Genomic DNA, 21061 nt, shown 5'->3' with positions numbered 1-21061 from the left:
CCCCTCAGGCCGCCGAGGCGCCGGCGCCGAGATAGGCAGCGATCGCCTCATCCATCGCGGCGGGATTGCGTAGCTCGACGGCGTCGCGCTTACCCAGCAGCCGGCCGCCCCGCAGGAAGTGGACAGTGTCGGCGACGCGCACGGTCATGCGGAAGTTCTGTTCGACCAACACGATGGCCAGACCCGTCTCGGCCCGGATCGCGGCGAGACGGTCGAAGACCCTTCGCACCAGCAGGGGCGCGAGGCCGAGCGAGGGCTCGTCCAGCAGCAACAGCCGCGGGCCGGCCATCAGCGCGCGGCCGATCGCGAGCATCTGCTGCTCGCCGCCGCTCAGCCGCCAAGCCGGGCTCAAGGCGCGGCTGGCGATCTCGGTGAAGATGCCGAGCACCATGTCGCGCCGCTGCCGGCGCGTCGCGCCATCCAGGTGAAAACCGCCGAGCACGAGGTTCTCGTCGACCGAGAGGTTCGGCACGATCTCCCGCCCCTCGGGCACATAGACGACGCCGGCGTGAACCAGGTGCCGCGTGTCCGTCGCGGTGACATCCTCGCCGGCGAGCAGCACGCGCCCCGCTGACTTCGGCACGAGGCCCGCGATCGCCTTCAGCACGGTCGACTTGCCCGCGCCATTGGCCCCGAGCAACGCCACCGTCCCGCGATCGGGCACGGAGAGTGAGATGCCGGACACCGCCGGCGACGGGCCGTAGCTAACGGCCAAGTCCTCGATGCGCAGCAGCTCAGTCATCGGGATCACCGAGATAGACGCGTACCACTTCCGGGTCCGCGCGGATTTCCGCCGGCGTGCCGGAGGCGATCAGGCGGCCAAAGTTCAGCACGTGAATGCGGTCGCAGACCTCCATGATGAGGTCCATGTCGTGCTCCACCACCACCATCACGAGGTCGGGGCCGGCGAGGGCGCGGAGGGCCTCGGTCAGGTGCCGCGTCTCGGCCGCGTTGAGGCCGGCGGCGGGTTCATCGAGCAGCAGCACGCGAGGGTCCGCGACGATGGCGCGCGCGATCTCGACCATGCGCTGAGTGCCCGGTGGTAGGCTGGCCGGCATGTCGTCGGCGAAGGCTGCGAGACCCAGCCGGGCGAGGATCCTTTCGGCCGTGGCGCGCGCGTCTGCCGCCTCCGCCCGGCCGCGCGGCAGTGGCAGGAAAGCACTGGCCCAGCCCGAACGGCCGAGGCGCGCCCGGCCGAACATCACATTCTCGATCACGCTGAGGTCGGGGCACAGCGCGACATGCTGGAAGCTCCGCGCCAGGCCCTCTCGCGCCCGCCGCGCGGGTGCGAGGCCCTCGAGCCGCATGTCGCCCAGCGCGATCGTCCCTTCCTGCGGCCGGTAGAGGCCGGTCAGGCAGTTGAACAGGCTGGTCTTGCCCGCGCCGTTGGGCCCGATCAGCCCGGTAACCTGGCCGGCACGGAAGTCGAGGCTGACATCGCTGAGGACGCGATGCCCGCCGAAGGCGAGCGAGATCCGTTCGGCCGCAAGGGTCGCTGCCTCAGCCACCGCGCCCTCCCGCCAGCCGCTTACGCAGCTTCGTCAGGGCTTCCGCCGGACGGTCGCCGAGAACGACCACAACCAGCAGCGCGAGGCCGTAGAGGATCGGCACCCAGTCGCCCCAGGACGCAAGCACCTGCGGAACCAGTGTGATGAAGGCGCCACCAACCAGCGCCCCGAAGAGGCCAAGGGAGCCGAGACTGACCACCGAGCCGACAAGCAGATAGATCGCCGTCCATAGCGTGTAGCTGTTCGGCGAGACCGTCGAGGCCGCGAAGGCGAGCAACGCACCGCCGATCGCCGCGATGCCCGCGCTGATGGCGAAGGCCGCAAGCCGCGCATAGCCGCGGGAGAAGCCGAAGGCCTCGGCGGCGCGGGGATGGTCGCGAGCGGTCAGCAACGCCAGCCCCTGACGCGACCGGCGGAAATGGGCGAGCAGCAGCACGACCGCAGCCAGCGCGACGAGCGGAAGGTAGTAGCGCTGCAGATCGACAGACACGCCGACGAGCGGGGCCCGCGACACGTAGAGGCCTTCATAGCCACCGGCGACCGGACCGAGCAGCAGGATCAGCTCCGGCACAGCGAGTGCCAACGCCATGGTCGCAACCGCGAGATAGATGCCCGAGAGTGCCCGCGACGGCCAGGCGAAGGCGAGCCCGAGCACCACCCCCACGACTGCCGCCACCGGCAGGGAAACGACGACGGAAACGCCGACTTCGCGCTCCATCATCGCGACGCAGTAGGCACCGAGCGCGAGGAAGAAGCTCTGCCCGATCGATACCTCGCCGCCGTAGCGCAGCAGGAAGCTGACCGAGAGGACCGCGACGGCGTTCGCCATGCAGACGCCGATGCCGTAGATCCAGAAGCCGCCCAGCATACTGGGTACAATTGCGAGCAGCACAAGCAGCAGGCCGTCGCGCGGCAACGCACCGAGCGACCGCGCGCGGGCTCCGGGCCGGGCTTCGGCGACGCTCATGCCGTCAGGCACGGGACCCTCCGCCGCGCTGAGGCAGGATGCCGCCCGGGAACAGATTGAGCGCTGTGAGGATCAACACCAGCAGGAAGGTGCTGTTGAGCTCGGGCGACACGAAGTAGCTGAACAGGTTCATGGCGATTCCCACGACCAGCCCGCCGAGGATGCTGCCCGGCAGGCTCGAGAAGCCCCCCAGCACCGCCGCGGCGAAGGATTGCAGCATGAAGGTCGCGACCGTCGTGGAGCTGAGGAAGGTGGTGGGCACGATGAGCAGCGCGGCGATGACGCCGAGCCCGGCCGCTGTGCCCCAGGCGACGCCCTGCACGGCGAACAGGTTCAGCCCGCAGACGCGGCTCGCGAAAGGATTGGTCGAGACGGCGCGGAACGCGATGCCGAGCCGCGTACGCTCGATGACGAGGAACAGTGTCGCGACGACCAGCGCGGTCACCACCAGCACCGCCACGTCGTAGGAGGTGATGCGCAGGCCGGCGACAGACGTGCCCCAGCGCGGCACCGGCAAGTCGAGGTTCACGATATCCGCCCCGAACACGACCTGAGTCGCGCCCTGCAGGATCAGCCCGATGCCGAGCGTGCCGATAGTGCCGCGCAGGTCGGACCGCTCCGATACGCGCGCGAGCACGCCGTAGGTCACCAGCGCAAGCGCGACCACGATCGCGAGCGCGACAGCGACCGCGGCGAGCCAGCCGATGCCGCCCGAATGCGCCGTGAAGGCGTAGACCACGAAGGCCGCGAGCCCTGCCATGTTGCCATGGGCGAAGTTCACGACGCGCGTCGCCTTGAAGATCATGACCAGGCCGAGCGCGCCGATCGCGTAGAGGCAGCCCGTGATGGCCCCTGTCCAGATGAGGGGCAGCAGGTCCTGCAGCGCCGCGCTCATCAGGTCGGGTCGTCCATGCGGCCCGCGATGAGCTCGAGCACGACCGGGAAGTAGCGGCTGCCGCAGCCGCGGCGCACGACTTCGGCGTAGTAGTCGCGCGCCGTCTCGGTGATGCGTGCCGGGACGCCGGCATCCCCGGCGAGCTCCAGCATGCCTGCGATGTCCTTCAGCACGTAGTCCGACGGGAAGGCGCGGTCGGGGAATTCTCGCGGCAGCATCGCTTTCCGCCCGTGGTTGCGCAGCACGAAGCTGTCGCCCGATCCGCGCGAGACGGCGTCCAGCAGCACGGCGGGATCGACCCCGGCGCGATCCCCGATCGCCATCATCTCGGCAAGTGCCGCGACGTGTTCGAAGACCAGGGCGTTGTTGATGAGCTTCACGGCCTGGCCGGTGCCGATGCCGCCGCAATGCGTGACGTCGGTGCCCATATGGCCGAGCAGCGGACGGATTCGGGCGAATACCTCATCGCTCGCGCCGACCATGATACTAAGTTCGCCGCGGACCGCGGCTTCCCGCGTGCGGGCGACGGGCGCATCCGCGAAGGCCATGCCGGCGGCGTCCAGCATCGCCGCGGTGCGGCGCGCCGAGGCGACAGTCGTCGTGCTGAGATCGACCACCAGCAGCCCCGGCTTGCCGGTCTGCGGCAAGGTCGCGCAGACCGCCTCCACCTGCTTCGCGCCGGGCAGGGAGAGGAGGAGGATGTCGGCGCCATCCAGCACGGCCGCGATCTCCGCCGTCACGCGCGCGCGGCTGTCCTGCAGCGCCGCACGCGCGGCGTCGTTCAGGTCGAAGGCGCGCACCTCCCCCGCATGCTTGGCCGCCAGGTTGCGGCACATCGGCCCGCCCATGACGCCAAGGCCGATGAAGGCAATCCGTTCCACTGCCATGGCGTCAGTCCATCAACATGCCGCCATTCACGTCGAGGACCGTTCCGGTGATCCAGTTCGACGCGGGCGAACAGAGAAACAGGATGGCCTGGGCGATGTCCTCGGGCTGGCCGAAACGCCCGAGCGGCACGCTGCCATTGGCCGAGGGCGGGGCGCGCCCCGTCACGGTCTGCCACATCGGTGTCTCCACCGGGCCGGGTGCGACCGTATTGGCGTAGACGCCGTGCTGCGCGCCGGCCTTGGCCACCCACTTCATCAGCCCGTGCACGGCCGATTTCGCGGCGACATAGGCCGGGCCGGCCGCGACGCCGCCGATCTTCGCAGCGATGGAACCCAGCGCGACGACCTTGCCGCCACCCTGCTGCACCATCATCGGATAGGCCTTGCGCAGCGGATTCACGACGCCCATCAGGTTGACGTCGAGGATCGACTGCCACTCCTCATCCGTGCTGTCCGCCAGCGGCGTCCGCGCGATGCTCCCGGCGCAGAGGATCAGGATATCGAGCCGGCCATGCTCCGCCGCGACGCGGTCGAGAACGGCATCCGTCTCGGCGCTGGACGTGACGTCGTGGCGCAGGAAGGCGACGCCTGGCGTGGCATCGAGCCAGGCCCGGTCCTCCTGCAGGTCGGTCGCGAGCACCTTCGCCCCGGCTTCGGCCAGGGTGGCGCAGACGGCGCGGCCGATGCCGCCCATCCCGCCGGTGACCAGGGCGACGCGCCCGTCGAGCCGCGGGCCCGCGCTGATCGGTATCATCGTCATTCTGTCCGCTGTGTCCCCGTTCAGGCCGGCATGTCGAAGGCCGCGGCCGGATAGGGGCGAAACTCGCGCACCAGCCTGAAGGCGCCGTTCTCGGCGCGGATGATGCCTTCCTGCCGCGTGCCCCGATGGTCGCCCGGCTTGAAGGTCACGTTGCGCGCGCCGCCCACTGCGGCGTCGGTCAGGGTCTCCATGACCTCGATGAGATTGGCCCGCGTCAGCGGCCGCCCGCTGTCGACCAGTTTGCCGAAGCCGACCGCGAAGAGCGCGGCGTTGCTCCAGCCGTTCAGACCGAACACGCCGATCGGGTCGTTCGGGGCGAAGCGCGCGGCGGATTCGCGATAGGCCTTGACCTCCGGCTCGTCGCCGCCGACCGGCAGCAGCCAGGAGGAGAAATAGGTCCCGTTCAGCAGATCACCCGCAAGGCGGAAGGTCGAGGGGTCCGCGGTGAAGAATGGCGCGAACCAGTTGGACCGGAAGCCGGCGCGGTCGGCTGCGCGTAGGGCCGCGGCGAGGTTCGCGTTGGAGCCGAACATGATCACGCCGTCCGCCTGCGCGTTGGCGAGCCGGCGGATCTGCGGCGTGAAGTCGGTCGCGCGCACGTCGAAGGGTTGCGATTCCGCGGGCTCGATGCCGCGCGCCGTCATGTACTTGTCGAAGCCGCGCTTGGCCGAACGCCCGAGTTCGTCATTCTCCCACAGCAGCGCCAGGCGTCGCAGACGCAGATCGTCCAGCGCGTATTCGGCATTCGCCGCCGCCGACCAGCCATAGTCGGGCAGCAGCGGGAAGACGTTGCGTTCCGTGAAGAAGGCCGAGGCGCCACCGATCGGCCCGATCATCGGCAGGCCCTGCTCGCGGGCATAGGGAATGACTGCGACGTTCGTCGCCGTGCCGACGGCGGCGACGAGCGAGAAGATCTTGTGCTCCTCGACGAGCCGGCGCGTGACCGCGACGCTGCGCGACGGCTCGTAGCCGTCGTCCATGGTGACGTACTGCACCTTCCAGCCGCGGATGCCGCCATTCTCATTGATGTGGCGGAAGCAGGCGTCCGCGGCGCGGGTCAGGATTCCGTAAAACGGCACCGGCCCGGTGATGGGCGTGAAGCCGCCAATCGTGACGGTTTTGGAGGCGGCGTCGATGCCGGGGTTCGCATCCTGCGCCAAGGCCGGGGTCGCGAGGCGCGAGGCTGCGCTGGCCGCGAACAGGGACAGGAACTGCGATCGCGTGATCTGCATGGACGGCTTCCTCCTCGGGCCGCCGGGGCGGCTTCGGTTCTTGTCGGGCGGGGCTCGGCGCAGCCACGAGGGCGCCGGGTCTTCGTTGGACGTGGCGGATCATTCCTCCGGCTCCCGAGAGCGTCAACCTAAAAGCATTATGCATTATCCAGAATTTTTTGAGGACCCGTTCGAAACCTTGAATTCTGACGTTTCTCCCGCAGAAATTGGGCCGAGCAACGCGTCCACCCCAGGAGGCCCAGAGGCAGGCCCTTGTCGAATTGCGGGTAGAATGCATTATTTAGCGGCACCACTCGCGGCCCGAAGGGAAGGAACGAGCCATGGATCAGCCCACAAGCGCGCGGCATAGCCAGTGGCGGCGTCGGCATCTGCTTGGCGTCGCCGCGGCCCTGCCGACGCTGCCGGTCCTCGCGCAGGGCACCTGGCCGGACCGGCCGATCCGCCTGATCGTTCCCTACGGCGCGGGCACCAGCACGGACATCATGACCCGTCTCGTGTCCCAGCACATGGCCGAGACGCTCGGCCAACCGATGGTGGTCGAGAACCGCGTCGGCGCCAGCGGCGCCGTCGGCAGCGAGGTCGTCGCCAAATCCGCGCCCGACGGCAACACGCTGCTGATGGGCGCGGTCGCCTCGCATTCCGTCATCGTCTCGCTGATGCCTCGCCTGCCCTACGATCCGCTGCGCGACTTCACGCACATCTCGCTGGTGACGAATGCGCCGAACCTGCTGGTCGTAAACCCGCAGGTTCCCGCGCGCAGCCTGGCGGAGTTCATCGCCTGGATGAAGACGCAGCCAGGCGGTGTGAACTACGCCTCTGCCGGCAACGGTACCTCGAGCCACCTGGCCGGCGAGCTGCTGAAGATGCGCACCGGCGCGAAGCTCGAGCACGTCCCCTACCGCAGCGGGGCGCAGGCGGTGACCGACGTCGTCAGCGGTCAGGTGCCGATGCTCGTCTACCAAGTCACCGCGGTTCTCCCCTTCGTGCGCGATGGCAAGCTGCGCGCGCTGGCCACCACCTCCAACCAACGGCTGGAATGGACACCGGATGTGCCGACAGTCGAGGAGCAGGGCGTGCCCGACTTCGACGTCGCGGCCTGGCACGGCCTGTTCGGCCCTACGGGGCTGCCGCCGCGCCAGGTCGACACGATCTATGGCGCGATGCGCCGCGCCCTGACCGATCCTGGGCTGCGCCAGCGGCTGCTCGACCAGGGGCTGGTGCCGGTCGGCATGCCCCCGACGGAGTTCCGCAGCTTCCTCGAAGCCGACATCGTCAAGTGGCGCGAGGTCGTGCGCGTGGCGAACATCCGCGTAGACTGAGGGCCGGCGCGGCCGGAGACGCTCTCCGGCCGCACGGGTCACGTGCGGAACGTGGCCTCGGCGCCCATCGCCAGCTCACCCTCGGGCCCGCGGGCCCAGAGCTGCAGCCCCTCCTCTTCGGCCGCTGCCTCCAGGCGGAAGGGATGGCCGGCGAAGAGCGGGCTGACACCGCGGAAGGCGAAGCGTGCCAACCGAGCATCGCCGCAGCAGCGCCGCGCGAAGCCTTGCAGCAGCGTCGCCGTCAGCGGCCCGTGCACGACGAGGCCTGGATAGCCCTCCTCCTCGCGCGCATAGGGCAGATCGTAGTGAATGCGATGGCCGTTGGAGGTCAGCGCCGAATACCGGAACAGCAGCACCGGGTCGGGATGCACCTCCTCCGATGCGATGGCTCCGCCGGGGGCGGCCTCGGGCGGCGGCGCCGGCGTGCCGGGCGCAGAGGGCGCACGGTAGACGATGTCCTGCTCCTCCCGGATGCAGTCCGCGCCGCCGGTCGCAAGGATATGGCGCACCGTGACGAAGACCAGCTCGCCGCGCTTGCCGACCTTGCGATCGATCGAGACGATCTCGCTGCGCCGCTCCACCGTCGCGCCGACCGGCAGGTCCGCGAGGTACTCGACCCGCCCGCCGGCCCACATCCGGCGCGGCAGCGGCACCGGCGGCAGGAAGCCGCCGCGCTTCGGATGCCCGTCCTCGCCGAGTTCGCTTCGACGAACGAAGGGGTTGAAGAAAAGCCAGTGCCAGCCCGGCGGCAAAGGCGCGCCGGGCTGCTGCGCCTGGTCGAGGTCCAGCGTCGCGGCCAGCGCCGCCACGCGGTCAGGAGCGATCGCCTCAGTGCGGCTTTCGCTCCGGCCGATCCAGGCTCCCCATTCGTGTTCGCTCATCCGTGTTCCCGTGCGTTGCGGCGTTTCAGAGAATCGCGCCCTCGGCTTCCAGGCTGCGCCGCGCCCCGACGTCGAGGCCGAGCAGATCGCCGAAGATCCTGTCCTCATCCTCGCCAAGCTGCGGCGTGCCGCGCCAGATCCCGCGCGGCGGGGTTGCCGACAGGCGCACCGGCACGCCCACCGCGGCGCGCATCGTGCCATCGGGCTCCGTCGTGTCGACGATGGCAGCGCGAGCGCGCAGGTGCGGATCGGCCGCGATGTGCGGCGTGTCCCAGGACGGATGCGCGGCACAGCCCGCCTGCTGCAGCAGCGCGGCCGCCTCCTCGGCATCCTGCAGCCGCGTCCAGTCGGCGACGATGGCGTCGAGGGCGATGCGCACCGCGTGGCGCGCCGCCTCCGTCGCAAAGCGCGGATCGCCGGCAAGGTCACGGCGCCCCATGACGGACAGCAGGCCGAGCCAGGCGCGTTCATCGGCGACAGCAATGGTCAGCCAGGAATCCGGATCGCGCGCCGGATAGACGCCATGCGGCGCCATGCGCGGATGCGCGTTGCCCCATCGGCGCGGCGTGCCGCCGGCGGCGGCTTCGATCAGCGCGTCGCCGGCCGCGGCCGCGGCAACTTCGCGCGCGCAGACATCGACATGCGAGCCGTCCCCTGTGCGGCGCCGGCGGTGCAGCGCCGCCACGGCGGCCATCGCCGCATGCAGGCCGACGGAATGATCCATGGCATGGCGCATCTCGACCGGCGGCCCGTCCGGATAGCCGGTCAGCCAGCCAAGCCCGCCCCAGGCGCCAAAGAGCGGCGCATAGCCCGCGAAATGCGAGTCGGGGCCGCTCTGCCCCGAGGCCGAGACCGACAACATGACGATGTCCTGCTTCACCGCACGCAGCGCGTCGTAGCCAAGGCCGAGGCGCGTCATCACCCCGGGGCGGAAGCTCTCCGCCGCGATGTCGCTCTGCGCGACCAGGTGCTTCGCGAGCTCGATGCCCCTCGGATGCTTCAGGTTCAGCCGCACCGAGAGCTTCGCCGAGGCCACCTGGTCGAAGGTCGCAGCACCCAGCCGGCCATAGACCGGATGCGGCTTGCGGAAGATGTCGGGGCGCTGGGCGCTCTCGACCTTGATCACCTCGGCGCCAAGCTGGGCCAGCATGTGCGTGCAGAAGGGGCCCGCGGCGTGGACGGTAAAGTCCGCGATGCGCACGCCAGCAAGGGGTCCGGCCATGGTCATGCGACCTCCGCGGCGGGCTGCGCCAGCAGGCGCTGGTCGGCGCCGAGATCGGGCGGACCGCGGCGCAGCGGCAGCGCATCGGGCCCGAAGCGCACCGGCGCGCTCAGCACGGGGACCGGTCCCAGGCCGAGCATCGCGACCGGTGCGAAGATGCCCCGGGCATTCTCGTGCGGACCGGCCAGGATCTCCGCCGGCGTGTTGTAGCGCCCCATCGGGACGCCGAGCTCCTGCGCCCGCGCCACCAGTTCCGCGACCGGATGCTGCAGGGCCCAGGCACGGATCCGCGCATTGATCTCCTTGCCCTTGGCGCTGCGTGAGACCGGATCGGCGAGCGCCGGATCGGCCGCCCAGTCCGGATCGCCCATCAGCTTCACCAGGCCCTGCCACTGCCGGTCCTCGAGCGTGAGGAGTTCCACATAACCGTCGCGGCATTCGATCACGCCGCCGAAGCGGAAGGATCGCGTCGTGCGGTGCTCCACCTCCCCGTCGCCGAGGCGTTGGATGGCGAAGGCACCGACTGCCAGCGCCGCGTCCTGCACGGAGATGTCGACGAACTGCCCCGTACTGCTCCACAGCGCGGAGAGCGCGCCGAGCACCGCGGCCACGCCCGCCTGCCAGCAGGCGAAGTGCCCATGGATCTTCAGCGGCGGACGATCGGGGAAGAGCTCCACGGACAGGCCGTTGGGCAGCAGGTAGCCCTCGCCCGAGGCGTGGATGAGGTTGACCTCCTCGCCGCGCCATCCGGCCTTCGGGCCCGATGCGCCGAAGGGGAGGACCGAGACATGCACGATGCGGGGATACCGGCGCCGCACCGCGGCGGGATCAAGGCCGAGCGCCACACGATCCTCGACCGGCGTGTCGTCGATCAGGATGTCCGCGCCATCGGCCAGGCGGTGCAGCGCGGTGGCGCCGTCGACCACGACGCTGCGCTTGCCGGCGGCGAGATAGGCAAACAGCGCGCTGATGCCAGGCCCGATGAAAGGAGGCTCGCGCCGCAAGGGCGTGCCGGCGGGGTCCTCCGCCAGCACGACCTCGGCACCCATCGCCGCGAGGAGCCGGCCGGCAGCCGCCGCGGCGACGCCGGCGCTGCGCTCGACCACCCTGATCCCCTCGAGCGGCCCCGCTGCAGCCTGGTTCATGCGGCCGTCCTCCCTCGCGATGTCAGGCTCAGCGCACCAGCGGCAGGTCCAGGTCGAGACCGGCGCCGTCGAGGAACACCTTGTTGTTCACGTCGCGCGAGGGCAGCGCGACCGTCGCCATGCCCGGCGTGGTCAGCTCGCCGCGCTGGTTCTCGCCCCAGATCTCGATGTCGACCAGCGCATGCCCGTCCTTGACGTATTTCCGCGTCACCTTGCCCTTACACCAGGTGCTGTCGCCCATGGTGTTGAAGCGCCGCATCTCGCTGCGCACGCGCTTGAGGAAGGCGGCATCGCCCATCCAGTTGGTGACCAGGCTGCACATCCAGGCCGAGCGCTGCGGACCGTAGTCGTAGGTGCCGGGCACGCCGACCTCCTTCGCGACGGAGTCGCGATGGTGGCCGATGCCGGTGTATTCGATGCCGCCACCGGCCTCCGGGTTGCGGAAGAAGTGGCCGGGGTGCTTGACCGCGTTCTTCAGCACGACGCCATGGGTGTGGCCGCGGCCGCAGCCGACCAGGAAGCCCATCGTATCCATCAGGGACAGGGGGCCGCGGACGATCGGCGGCAGCTCCTCGCCGACCTGCACGTCCTCGAAATAGCGGACCAGATTGCCGCGGATGTTCTTCTCCTCATTGAGGATGGCATCGTCGAGGCGCTCGAACTCCTCCGGCGTGTATTCGTAGGGGACGATGTCCTTGTACTTGCCGGCGTCGCGCGCTGCCTTGCGCTCATGCCGCGTGCACCAGCCGAGGCCGCGGGCCAGCAGCTCGCCGCGCTGGTTGAAGTAGCTCGCCTCGACATACTGCATGACCAGGCGGCCGGAGAATTTGCTCTCCTTCTCCTCGACGCCCACCACGCGCTCGATCGCGTTCACCCGGTCGCCGGGGCGGATGTGGCGGAACAGTTCCCAGTCATTACCGGCGTAGAAGCCGTGAACGCCCGACAGGCCCCAGCGGGTGCGGCCGATCCAGCCGAAGGCCATGGGGAACATCGGATGCGCGAGCTGCATACCGTGGCGCGACAGGCGACCGTGCTCAAGGTCGCGGTAGAGCGGGTTCAGATCGCCGATGCCGTTGCACCAGTTGCGCAGCGTATCGGGCGTCGCGTCCTGCAGGTACGGCCCCTCGGGGCGCAGCTGCATGCCGATCATCTTGCGCGCCTCGGCGACGGCGTCGTCGGTGATGCGCCCCTCGGCGGGGCGATCCTGCATCGTGATCTCGGCGGTGGTCATGCGGGGCGGTTCCTCTCGTGATCGTCTTGGGTGCGGTGGTGACGGTCAGGCGGCGGGCGCGAGGCCCGCGCGGGCCAGGGATTCGGCGGCGGCGATAGGAAGCTGGTCGAGGCTGCGGGCCACGTTGACCCCGGCGGCGGCGAGCGCCTCAACCTTCGCCGCCCAGCTGTCGGCGTAGCCGCCGACCAGCGCGGCGGCGTGGCCCATCTTCTTGCCGGGTGGCGCCGTGCGACCGACGAGCAAGGCGGTGACGGGCTTGGCATCCAGACGCCGGGCGTAGTCAGCGACGGCGTATTCATCGGTGCCGCCGATCTCGCCGAGATAGACAATGGCCGCCGTCTCTGGGTCCTCGTGGAACATGGTCACGGCCTCGGCAGCGGTAACGCCCTTCACCGGGTCGCCTCCGATGCCGATCACAGTGGATTGCCCAACGCCGGCGCAGGAGAGACGGTAGGACGCCTCGTAGGACAGTGAGCCAGAACGCGAGATCAGCCCGACGGGGCCGGGGCGGAAGCAGAAGCTCGGCATGAAGCCCAGCTTCGCCTTGCCCGGGGATATCAAGCCGGGCGAGTTCGGCCCGACCAGCCAGGCGCCGCGCGCGCGAGCGGCGGCACGCATCTCCATGGCGTCGGCCACCGGCAGGCCGTCGCCAGGATAGGCGACGAGCTGGCAGTCGGCATCGATGGCCTCGAGCACAGCATCGAGGGCGAGTGGCGCCGGCACGTAGATGAGGGCGCAGTCGGCGCCGGTGTCGCACACCGCCTGCTCTGCCGAGCCGAAAATGGGTACGCCTTCGACCTCGGTGCCGCCGCGGCCGGGCACCACGCCGGCCACTACCTCGGTGCCTGAGGCGCGAAGGTCGCGGATGGAGAACGTGCCGAAGCGGCCGGTGATGCCGAAGATGACGACGCGCGCGCCAGCGCGAAGAAGGATGCTCATGCCCGGGCCTCCGGGGCCCGCGTACGGGCGACGACCTCGGCGACGGCCTCTTCGAGCGAGGCGTGGTTCACACGGCCGGCGGCGGCGAGGATCTCGGTCGCCGCCTCGCTGCCGGTGCCCTGCAGGCGGAGCACCACCGGCTTCGCCCCGGGCCCGCGGGCCTCAAGGATGCCGACGAGTGTGCGTGCGACGCGGTCGGTGTGCAGCCCACCACCGAACATGCTGACCAGGATGGCGCGGACACCGGGGTTGCGATCGAGCAGTTCGAAGGCCAGGCCGAAGCCGGCGGGGGTAGGGTTGCCGCTGGTGTCGAGGAAGCAGGCCGGGGCGCCGCCGGCGGCCGCAATCGCATCCATGGCAGCCATGGTCATGCCGGCGCCGCCGGAAATCAGCCCGACCTCACCTTCGAGCCAGACCAGCATCAGGCTGGCGTCCTGGCAGCGACGGACATCCTCGACTTCGCGCATGCGTTCGGAGACCAGGGCGGCCTCGAGCTCCAGGTGGCGGAAGGCCGCGGCGTCGTCGCGCACCACCTTCGCGTCGCCGAGGACCAGATTGCCGTCCTGGAGACGGATCAGCGGATTGATCTCAACGGTTGTGCAGTCTTGTGCCGCGGCGACCTGCAGCAGCCTGCGCGTCAGCGCGATGACGCGCTCGCGCACCGCGCGATCGGCTTCCACCGTTTCGAGCAGGCGGCGGAACTCATGGGCGCGGAAGTTACGCGGCAAGCCGAACTCGTAGCGAAGCGGCGGCGGACCGGCTTCGATCTCAACGCCGCCCTCGGGCGCGTAGAGAGCGACAAAACCGCCAGCGCGGCCATCCACGACCACGGAGAGGTACATCTCCCGCGCGATGGGCAACCAAGGCTCCAGCAGCACGCCCGATGGGAGCTCGCCCCCGAAGCGTGTGCCGAGAATGGCGGCCACGGCGGCCTCGGCCTCGGCGGGTCCGTCGCAGCGGCGGACTCCGCCCGCCTTGCCGCGGCCGCCGCTGCGGACCTGCGCCTTGGCAGCCAGGGGAAAGGTGAGCGACAGGCCAGCCACGCCGGCGGCGTCACTGACGAGGTGCGCACCGGCCGGGATCGGGAGACCCGATCCGGCCAACAACGCCTTGCCTTCGGCTTCGAGCATCAACATCGAGGTAGAATGCATTTTCCATTCTTTGAGTCAACAACGCTCTCCAGCGCTACCCTCAATCCCCTGGCTGCACGCCCGTCTCCCGCAGCAGCCGGCCCCATTTCTCGCCGTCGCGACGAATGAGGTCGCCGAGATGCGCTGGGCTGCCTTCCTGGCCTTCCGGCAGGCGGGCGCTGAGCTGAACGAGGCGCGACCTCACATCGCTGTCGGTCAGGGCGGCGGTGAGCGCCGCGTTCCAGGCCGCGGCCACAGCCGGTGAGGACGCGGCCGGCAGCACTACGCCGTTCCAGACCTCGAAATTCACGGCTGGCAGCCCGGCCTCAGCCGCCGTCGGCACGTTTGGCAAGCCAGGTAACCTGGCGCTGCCCGTGACGAAGAAGGCGCGCGCCATGCCTCCCTGCTGGTTCGTGATGGCACTCGCGGCCTGCTCGACCAGCATGTCCACCACGCCCGCCAGCAGGTCGTTCACAGCCGGCGCCCCGCCCCGATACGGGATTAGGTCGGCCCGCCCACCGACGGCCGCGAGGAACTGCAGCGCCCCGATATGGAGCGTCGAGCCGTTCCCCGAGGTCGCGACCTTGAGGCGACCTTCCTGCGCCCGCGCGATCAGGGCCGCCAGATCCGGGATCCCGGAGCGCGTCGAGACCAGCAGGGCCATCGGATTGGTGCAGACTAGACCGACCGGCACGAAATCGCGTTCGGCGTCGAACGGCATGTTCCGGAAGAGGTGCCGGTTGATGGCTAGTACGCCGACATGGGCCAATAGCGCAGTGTGGCCGTCCGCGCCGGCGCGGGCGACGCGGGCCGCGCCGATGTTGCCGCTGGCGCCGGCCGCGTTCTCGACGACCACCGGCTGAGAGAAGCGCTGCCTCATCGGCCCGGCGATTAGCCGCGCCATCAGGTCCGTGGTCCCGCCAGCGGCAAAAGGTACGACCAGTGTGATCGGCTTTGTCGGCTGCCAAGGTCGCAGAGGTTGAGCAGGTGCGGCGCGCGCGGCTCCGAAAGACGCGGCCGCAGCCGCCGCGAGGCCCCAAAGATCGCGCCGATTCGAAAACATCGATTTCCTCCTGTGCTGCTCCGCCGCGCGTCGAGCGCTCGCTGCGGACCGCGCGCTTCAGCATGCGCACAGAAGGTAGAATGCACAATGTACTATTCGAGTCGCCTCTGCGGCGTGGAGGCGCTCCGTCACCTTGGATGCCATCGAATTGACGGCGCACCTCAGTTCTGAGGGTCGCGCCGCGGCAAAACCGCTATGCAGGATGCGCGATCGGTGAACTCAAGAGCGCTCAGTTCCCCTACGCCGCGACCAGCGTCGTGCCGCTACCGAGGAAGGGGTCGAGAGCCACATGCCGGCGACGGCCACCGCCGCTTCGTCTCGACCTGGATCGGCGCCGCCTTTGCCGAGGCCGATGCCGAGGGGGCGAAGAGGCAATGGCGCACCGTCGCCGACCAACTCCGCCCCAGGGTGCCGAAGCTCGCCGCCCTGATGGACCAGGCTGAGGAGGGCGTGCTGGCGTTCATGGCGCTCCCCAGGGACCACCGCGCCAAGATCCACTCCACCAACCCGCTGGAATGAGTGGTCTGCGATCAAGCGCCGCACCGACGTGGTCGGCATCTTTCCCAAAGAGGAAGCCGTCACTCGCCTGCTCGGTGCTATCCTGAACGAGCAGAATGACGAATGAGCCGTGCAGCCCCGCTCCATGAGCCCTGAGACGCTCGCCCCCATCAGCGATGCTCCCAACGTCAGCCTGCCCGCCGTGGCAATCTAACCCCGGCTCATACCCGCTCAGGTGACCAGCGCGCTCCTACACCATCACCACGGACACGGCCGCTACCGCGAACGGCGGGCGGCTCCCAAGCAATTCCTGGCAGCCGAATTCCCTGCGTGCCGTGCACTGTTCCCTGCAACGCGCTTGGAAATTCCCTGTTCGGGTCCGTAGGGAAATGCCGCGGAACTCCAGGATATCTGCGCACTACAGTTGCGACGGCGCCCCCGGATCGGACCATCTGGCGCCGATTTCCCTGTTCATTCCCTGCAGAACAGGGAAATCAGGCTAGCAGGCGGCAGAGAGGGGTTCGCGGGAGACTGCGACCACAACCACGCAGTCGCGGTGTCGCAGACGATTTCCGGGTCGGCGTGGCCGGCCTGCGAAAGGCCCGCCTTTGCTGCCAGACACGCGAGGCCAATGCGTGAATCGTACCTGAGAGACGCCCGTCCGCCGGCCCCAGCCGAGGAAACGCGGGGCCTGTCTCTCGGGGCCATTTCGGCATGTACGGATGGTGCCTGATGCCTCCGTCTGCAGAGTGCCGTAGGATTGGCCCCCCCCGCGGCTCCGGTACGTCTGATGTGGTAGGGCGGGTGTTGAATGCAGGCGGGCTGCTGTCCTCGCAGTGGCGCCCGCGACAGCGCCGCCGGGCCGAGGCCCGAGACCTGCAGCAGGTGCGGTGTCCCGATCGCGCCCGCGGCCAGCACGATGTCGCCCTTCGCATGCGCCGTCAGCGTGCAGCCGTCACGGGTGAAGGTGATGCCGGTGGCACGCCCCGCGGCCGTCTCGATGCGCAGCACCGTCGCGCCGGTGACGATACGCAGATTGGCGCGGCGACGTACCGGTGCGAGAAAGGCGCTCGCCGCGCTGAAGCGGCTGCCGCGGCGGATGCTGCGCTGGTAGGTGAAGACGCCCTCCTGCGCCGCGCCGTTGTAGTCCGGGTTGCGCGCCAGGCCGCATTCGGCGCCGCCCTCCAGGAAGTCGGCGACGATCGGATGCAACGCGGGGATGTCGGAGACATGCTGCGGCCCGCCGGCGCCGCGGTGCGCATCGTCGCGGCAGTCCTCAAGGCTGCGGAAATGCGGCAGCACATCCGCATGCGACCAGCCCCGGCAACCCGCCTGCGCCCAATCGTCGAAATCCCGCGCCGATCCGCGCACCCAGAGATGCCCGTTGATCGCCGAGGACCCGCCGAGCACCCGCCCGCGTGGCGTATGGATCGCCCGCCCGTCCACGCCAGGGCCGGGCTCGGTGACAAAGTTCCAGTTGAAGCGCGGATCGCGGAAGGTCTTGAGAAAGCCCGCCGGCACACGGAGGTACGGATGCTGTGCTTCCCCGCCGGCTTCCAGCAGCAGCACGCGGCGGCGCGGATCGGCCGAAAGGCGGTTGGCCAGCACGCAGCCGGCGCTGCCCGTGCCGGCGATGATGTGGTCCCAGTCGCCATCAAAAGTCTCCGCCGTCATGCCGCCACGGCGATGGTCGGTGCCGTGCCGGCGACGCAGGTGCGCACCATGGTGCGGCGTTCCGTCGTCGTCGCGAAGGGGGTCGCCCGATGCAGCACGGCACGATTGTCCCACATGACCAGGTCATGCGGCCGCCATTTGTGCGCGTAGGTGAAGGCAGGCTGCGTCGCCTGCGCCATCAGCCGATCGATCAGCGCGCGCGACTCCGCCTCGCCCATCCCCTCGATGCTGCGGGCATGCGCGCCGAGATACAGGGCCGGGCCATATGGGTTCTCCTCGAGCACCAGCGCCTGGCGCACCGGCGGGTGCTGGCGGCGTTCGGCCTCGGTCACCAGCGCCGGATCGACGCGGCTGCGCGACCAGCCGAAGTCATGGATGGCGACGCGACCCCGCAAGGCGTCCTGCTCGGCCCGGTCGAGCGCCGCGAAGGCCGTGCGCATGGAGGCGAATTCGGTATCCCCGCCGGCCGAAGGAATCTCCCGGGCCGACAGCAGCGAGGCCCGCGCCGGCACCGGCTTGAAGGAGGAATCATGGTGCCAGAACCGGTTCGCCTTGTTGTTCAGCACCTGCTTGTCGGTCGGCGGCGTGATCGCGCCGTCCTGGCCGATATTGGAGAGAATGATCACCGGGCTCCCGGCCCCGGGTGCGCCGGGACGGGTGCGTTCGAGCGGCCCGAACCCCTCGCTGAAGGCGATCTGCGCCGCGTCGTCGATCCGCTGGTCGGGAAAGACCAGCACCGAGAAGCGGTCGAGCGCATGGCGCAGCGCGGCCAACGTCGTCGCGTCGACGCCGCGGGCGATGTCGATGCCGGTGATGCGGGCGCCGAGAACGGGGGTGAGCGGGGTTGTCTCGATCATGGGGGCGTTTCCTCCTGCCCCCACCTTGGCGGCGCATCGCATTGCGGCGCCAGCCGGCATCTTCGCAAAACACTCTGCCGTCAGGCGGCAGGATCCGCGACGGCGAGCAGATGCGCGACGAAGGCCGCGATCTTGGCCGGAAGCCGATCGGCGCGGAGATGCACGGCGTGGATCTCGGCCTGGTAGGGGCCGGGCCAGGCAGGAAATCCGGGCAGCAGTGCCGTCAGGCGGTCGGCCGCGACATCGTCACCGACCATCCATTCGGGCAGCAGCACCAGGCCCATGCCATCCAGCGCGGCCTGGCGCAGCGCCTCCCCGCTGTTGGAGCGGAACGGCCCGGACACCGTGACCTCCCGCCGCGCGCCGTCGGCGGTGGTGAATACCCAGACCGGCGCCTCATCGGCCTCGCGATAGGTCAGGCAGGGGTGCTGCAGCACGGCGTCGGGCGAGGCCGGAGCGCCGTGCCTTGCGATGTAGCCGGGGCTGGCACACAGGATGCGCCGGCCCGATGCCAGCCGGTACCCGGTGAACGACTTTCCCGCCGGCAGACCCAGGCGGATCACCAGGTCCACCCCATGCGCGGGCACCAGCCCGGTCTGCTCGGTCAGCTCCAGATCGATCTCCACCCGCGGATGCGCGGCGCGGAAGCCGGCGAGATGCGGCACCACATGGCGCAGCGAATAGGAGCGCCGCGCGACGATGCGTAGCGTGCCGGTCGCTTCCTCGTGCATCTCGCGCGCCTCGACCATGGCGGCGTCGAGGCCCTCGAGCAGGGGCATGATGCGGGCGGCCAGGCGCCGCCCCGCTTCGGTCGGCGCGACATGGCGCGTCGTGCGGTCGAACAGCCGCAGCGCGAGGTCGTCCTCCAATTCGCGCAGCGCCCGCGACGCTGCTGTCGCCGACAGCCCGAGCGAGCGCCCCGCCGCGGCGATGCCGCCGCGATCGAGAGTCCGCAGGAAGAGCCGCAGCGCGGTCAGCCGGTCCATCGCGCAACGCTACGGCGGCCGCGCCTGCCCCGGAAGCAGGGTTGATCGCGACGCGGGCCCGACAGAAGCGCCTGCACCTCTGCTAAGGTGCATCCTTGTGCGGTGATAACCGGGGACAGCCTGCGATGGCCGACCACCTCATCCTCGAGATGCTCGTCATCGCCGCCGCCTCCTTCGTGGTCGTCGCCGCGCTCGTGCGGCTGAGCTTCTCGCCGATCATCGGCTACCTGACGGCGGGGCTGCTGGTCGGTCCGCATGGCTTCAACCTCCTGGGTGCCACCGAGGGCATCCGCTTTCTCGGCGAACTCGGCGTTGCCCTGCTGATGTTCATCGTCGGGCTGGAGTTCTCGCTGCCGCGCATGATCGCGGCGCGCACGGTGGTGTTCGGCCTGGGAGGCCTGCAGGTCGTCGCGACGACCGCGCTTGCCGCGACGGTGGCCTGGTTCGCGGGCGCCGGCTGGGTCGCCGCCCTCGTGCTCGGCGCCGCGGCCGCGATGTCCTCGACCGCCATCGCCGCCAAGCAGCTGTCCGACCAGGATGAGCTGAACAGCCGGCACGGCCGCATCGCGCTCGGAATCCTGCTGTTCCAGGACCTCGCCACGCTGCCGGTGCTCGTGGTGGTGGACGCACTGCACGGGAGAGGCGGCGAGGCTGACACGCTTCAGGGGGTGACGCGAAGCGCCGTTGCCGTCGTGCTCTTCGTCGCCACGGCCCTGCTGGCCCGCCGCGCGCTCGCCCGTGCCATCGAATGGGTTGCCGGCACCAGGTCCAACGAGCTGTTTCAGCTGGTGACACTCCTGCTGATCCTGGCCTCGGCCCATGCCGCGCACGTGGCCGGGCTGTCGCTGCCCATCGCGGCCTTCCTTGCGGGCATGCTGGTCGGCGAAAGCGATTTCCGCCACCAGGTCGAGGACGAGATCCGCCCCTTCCGCGATATGCTGCTCGGCCTCTTTTTCCTTACCGTCGGCATGTCGCTCGATCCTGGCGCGATCACCGCGAGCCCGCTGCTCGTGCTGGGCGCGGTGCTGCTGCTGGTCGGCTCGAAGGCGCTGATCGTCTTCGCCGTGGCGCGGATCGCCGGGTGGGCGGCGGCGCCTGCGCTGCGCGCCGGCCTGGTGCTCGCTCACGGGGGTGAGTTCGCGCTGCTGATCGTCGCCCAGGCGCTTGCGGCCGGGCTGCTTGATGCCGCGGCGGGTCAGCTCGTCCTCGTCACCGTCGCGCTCAGCATGGTGATAGCGCCCCTCCTCATACAGCGAAGCGGCCAGGTCGCCGCGCTCCTGGGCTGGGCCGAGGCCCGCACCAAAATCGACGAGGCCGCCATCGCCGAGTCCTGCGCGGGGCTTTCGGGCCACGCCGTCGTGTGCGGGTATGGTCGGGTCGGGCGCCTGGTGGCGGCAGCGCTCAGGGCGAGCGCCGTGCCCTACGTCGTGATCGAGCGGGACGTCGAGCGTCTGCGCCTGGCCCAGGAGCACGGCCACCGCGCCGTGTTCGGCGACGCCACGCGGCTCTCCATCCTGCGGGCCGTCGCCGTCGGGCGCGCGCGGATCGTTGCGACGACCCTGCCCGAGCACCCCACCGAGCGACTCCTGCGCCGCCTCCGGATCGCCGCGCCCAGGGTGCCGGCCATCGTGAGCACCGACGACGCCGTCGGGCTGCGGCCGCTCATCGAGGCCGGCGCGTCGCGCATCCTGCCGGAGAACCTCGCCGCGGGCCTGGCGCTTGCGGAGGAAGTGCTGATTGCGCTCGGCCTCCCCACGGACGAGATCGCGGCACGCATCACGGAGGTCCGCACCGGGTTGAACCCGGAGCTGCTCGGCCTGCCACGGCCGCCAGCGGACCACGCGACGGCACTGCCCTGATCATGCTG

19 protein-coding genes and 1 pseudogene are annotated in these 21061 nt (G+C 70.1%); 3 read left to right on the top strand and 17 right to left on the bottom strand.

The features are described 5' to 3' along the window. Positions 1 to 4 precede the first annotated feature (4 nt). Genes GXW74_RS10560 through GXW74_RS10530 form a run of 7 tightly spaced genes read right to left on the bottom strand, consistent with a single transcriptional unit; the run spans position 5 to position 6249 of the window. Complete coding sequence (locus GXW74_RS10560) at positions 5 to 742, bottom strand: ABC transporter ATP-binding protein (RefSeq protein WP_211846459.1); 738 nt, start codon at positions 740 to 742, stop codon at positions 5 to 7. Next, entirely contained in the window at positions 735 to 1508 is a 774-nt protein-coding gene (locus tag GXW74_RS28625; RefSeq protein WP_211846501.1) for an ABC transporter ATP-binding protein, read from the bottom strand. The genes GXW74_RS10560 and GXW74_RS28625 overlap by 8 nt, the downstream gene beginning before the upstream one ends. Beyond that, positions 1501 to 2487, bottom strand: coding sequence for a branched-chain amino acid ABC transporter permease (locus tag GXW74_RS10550; protein ID WP_211846458.1), 987 nt, complete (start codon positions 2485 to 2487; stop codon positions 1501 to 1503). The genes GXW74_RS28625 and GXW74_RS10550 overlap by 8 nt, the downstream gene beginning before the upstream one ends. After that, positions 2480 to 3370 carry a branched-chain amino acid ABC transporter permease gene (locus tag GXW74_RS10545; protein WP_211846457.1) on the bottom strand — a complete coding sequence of 297 codons (891 nt, stop codon included), beginning with the start codon at positions 3368 to 3370 and terminating at the stop codon, positions 2480 to 2482. The genes GXW74_RS10550 and GXW74_RS10545 overlap by 8 nt, the downstream gene beginning before the upstream one ends. Further along, the gene (locus tag GXW74_RS10540) at positions 3370 to 4257 is read right to left on the bottom strand and encodes an NAD(P)-dependent oxidoreductase (protein WP_211846456.1); all 888 of its coding nucleotides are present in this window, start codon (positions 4255 to 4257) and stop codon (positions 3370 to 3372) included. Before GXW74_RS10540 ends, GXW74_RS10545 begins: the two co-directional genes overlap by 1 nt. 4 nt (positions 4258 to 4261) lie before the next feature. Beyond that, on the bottom strand, positions 4262 to 5017 hold the full coding sequence (locus GXW74_RS10535) for an SDR family NAD(P)-dependent oxidoreductase (RefSeq protein ID WP_211846455.1): 756 nt from the start codon (positions 5015 to 5017) through the stop codon (positions 4262 to 4264). A gap of 20 nt (positions 5018 to 5037) precedes the next feature. Then, positions 5038 to 6249: an ABC transporter substrate-binding protein gene (locus tag GXW74_RS10530; RefSeq protein WP_211846454.1), complete on the bottom strand. Its 1212-nt coding sequence runs from the start codon at positions 6247 to 6249 to the stop codon at positions 5038 to 5040. A 320-nt stretch (positions 6250 to 6569) separates the two neighbouring features. Here GXW74_RS10530 and GXW74_RS10525 point away from each other — a divergent pair, with 320 nt between their 5' ends. Then, on the top strand, positions 6570 to 7568 hold the full coding sequence (locus GXW74_RS10525) for a Bug family tripartite tricarboxylate transporter substrate binding protein (protein ID WP_211846453.1): 999 nt from the start codon (positions 6570 to 6572) through the stop codon (positions 7566 to 7568). Between the two features lie 38 nt (positions 7569 to 7606). Here GXW74_RS10525 and GXW74_RS10520 read toward each other — a convergent pair whose 3' ends face one another. Genes GXW74_RS10520 through GXW74_RS10490 form a run of 7 tightly spaced genes read right to left on the bottom strand, consistent with a single transcriptional unit; the run spans position 7607 to position 15020 of the window. Continuing rightward, a complete protein-coding gene (locus GXW74_RS10520) occupies positions 7607 to 8449 on the bottom strand; it encodes a MaoC family dehydratase N-terminal domain-containing protein (RefSeq protein ID WP_211846452.1) in 843 nt (280 codons plus the stop codon). Positions 8450 to 8474: 25 nt separating this feature from the next. Continuing rightward, complete coding sequence (locus tag GXW74_RS10515; protein WP_211846451.1) at positions 8475 to 9671, bottom strand: CaiB/BaiF CoA transferase family protein; 1197 nt, start codon at positions 9669 to 9671, stop codon at positions 8475 to 8477. Between the two features lie 2 nt (positions 9672 to 9673). After that, complete coding sequence (locus GXW74_RS10510) at positions 9674 to 10816, bottom strand: CoA transferase (protein ID WP_211846450.1); 1143 nt, start codon at positions 10814 to 10816, stop codon at positions 9674 to 9676. Between the two features lie 28 nt (positions 10817 to 10844). Beyond that, positions 10845 to 12047 carry an FAS1-like dehydratase domain-containing protein gene (locus GXW74_RS10505; RefSeq protein ID WP_211846449.1) on the bottom strand — a complete coding sequence of 401 codons (1203 nt, stop codon included), beginning with the start codon at positions 12045 to 12047 and terminating at the stop codon, positions 10845 to 10847. A gap of 45 nt (positions 12048 to 12092) precedes the next feature. Next, positions 12093 to 12986 (bottom strand): succinate--CoA ligase subunit alpha, encoded by an 894-nt coding sequence (locus GXW74_RS10500; protein ID WP_211846448.1) that lies wholly within the window; start codon positions 12984 to 12986, stop codon positions 12093 to 12095. Then, the gene (locus tag GXW74_RS10495; RefSeq protein WP_211846447.1) at positions 12983 to 14122 is read right to left on the bottom strand and encodes an ATP-grasp domain-containing protein; all 1140 of its coding nucleotides are present in this window, start codon (positions 14120 to 14122) and stop codon (positions 12983 to 12985) included. Before GXW74_RS10495 ends, GXW74_RS10500 begins: the two co-directional genes overlap by 4 nt. 55 nt (positions 14123 to 14177) lie before the next feature. Continuing rightward, positions 14178 to 15020 carry a Bug family tripartite tricarboxylate transporter substrate binding protein gene (locus GXW74_RS10490; protein ID WP_272877261.1) on the bottom strand — a complete coding sequence of 281 codons (843 nt, stop codon included), beginning with the start codon at positions 15018 to 15020 and terminating at the stop codon, positions 14178 to 14180. Positions 15021 to 15467: 447 nt separating this feature from the next. On the opposite strand from GXW74_RS10490, the pseudogene GXW74_RS27970 reads away from it, so the two are divergent. After that, positions 15468 to 15891, top strand: a pseudogene (locus GXW74_RS27970) (transposase); the annotation flags it as partial. Positions 15892 to 16148: 257 nt separating this feature from the next. Here the strand turns inward: GXW74_RS27970 and GXW74_RS10475 are convergent. The 3 genes from GXW74_RS10475 to GXW74_RS10465 form a co-directional block, all read right to left on the bottom strand. Beyond that, positions 16149 to 17351, bottom strand: a complete 1203-nt coding sequence (locus GXW74_RS10475; RefSeq protein ID WP_211846444.1) for a GMC family oxidoreductase — start codon at positions 17349 to 17351, stop codon at positions 16149 to 16151. After that, on the bottom strand, positions 17348 to 18208 hold the full coding sequence (locus tag GXW74_RS10470) for a TauD/TfdA dioxygenase family protein (RefSeq protein ID WP_211846443.1): 861 nt from the start codon (positions 18206 to 18208) through the stop codon (positions 17348 to 17350). Before GXW74_RS10470 ends, GXW74_RS10475 begins: the two co-directional genes overlap by 4 nt. Before the next feature lie 80 nt (positions 18209 to 18288). Next, a complete protein-coding gene (locus GXW74_RS10465) occupies positions 18289 to 19194 on the bottom strand; it encodes a LysR family transcriptional regulator (protein WP_211846442.1) in 906 nt (301 codons plus the stop codon). A gap of 149 nt (positions 19195 to 19343) precedes the next feature. Between GXW74_RS10465 and GXW74_RS10460 the strand changes: the two genes are divergently transcribed. After that, entirely contained in the window at positions 19344 to 21053 is a 1710-nt protein-coding gene (locus tag GXW74_RS10460; protein ID WP_211846441.1) for a cation:proton antiporter domain-containing protein, read from the top strand. Positions 21054 to 21061: the final 8 nt, after the last annotated feature.

The organism is Neoroseomonas eburnea, assembly GCF_018129005.1.
In the GTDB taxonomy this organism is placed as follows: Bacteria; Pseudomonadota; Alphaproteobacteria; order Acetobacterales; family Acetobacteraceae; genus Neoroseomonas; species Neoroseomonas eburnea.
This window is presented reverse-complemented; position numbering and strand designations above follow the sequence as displayed.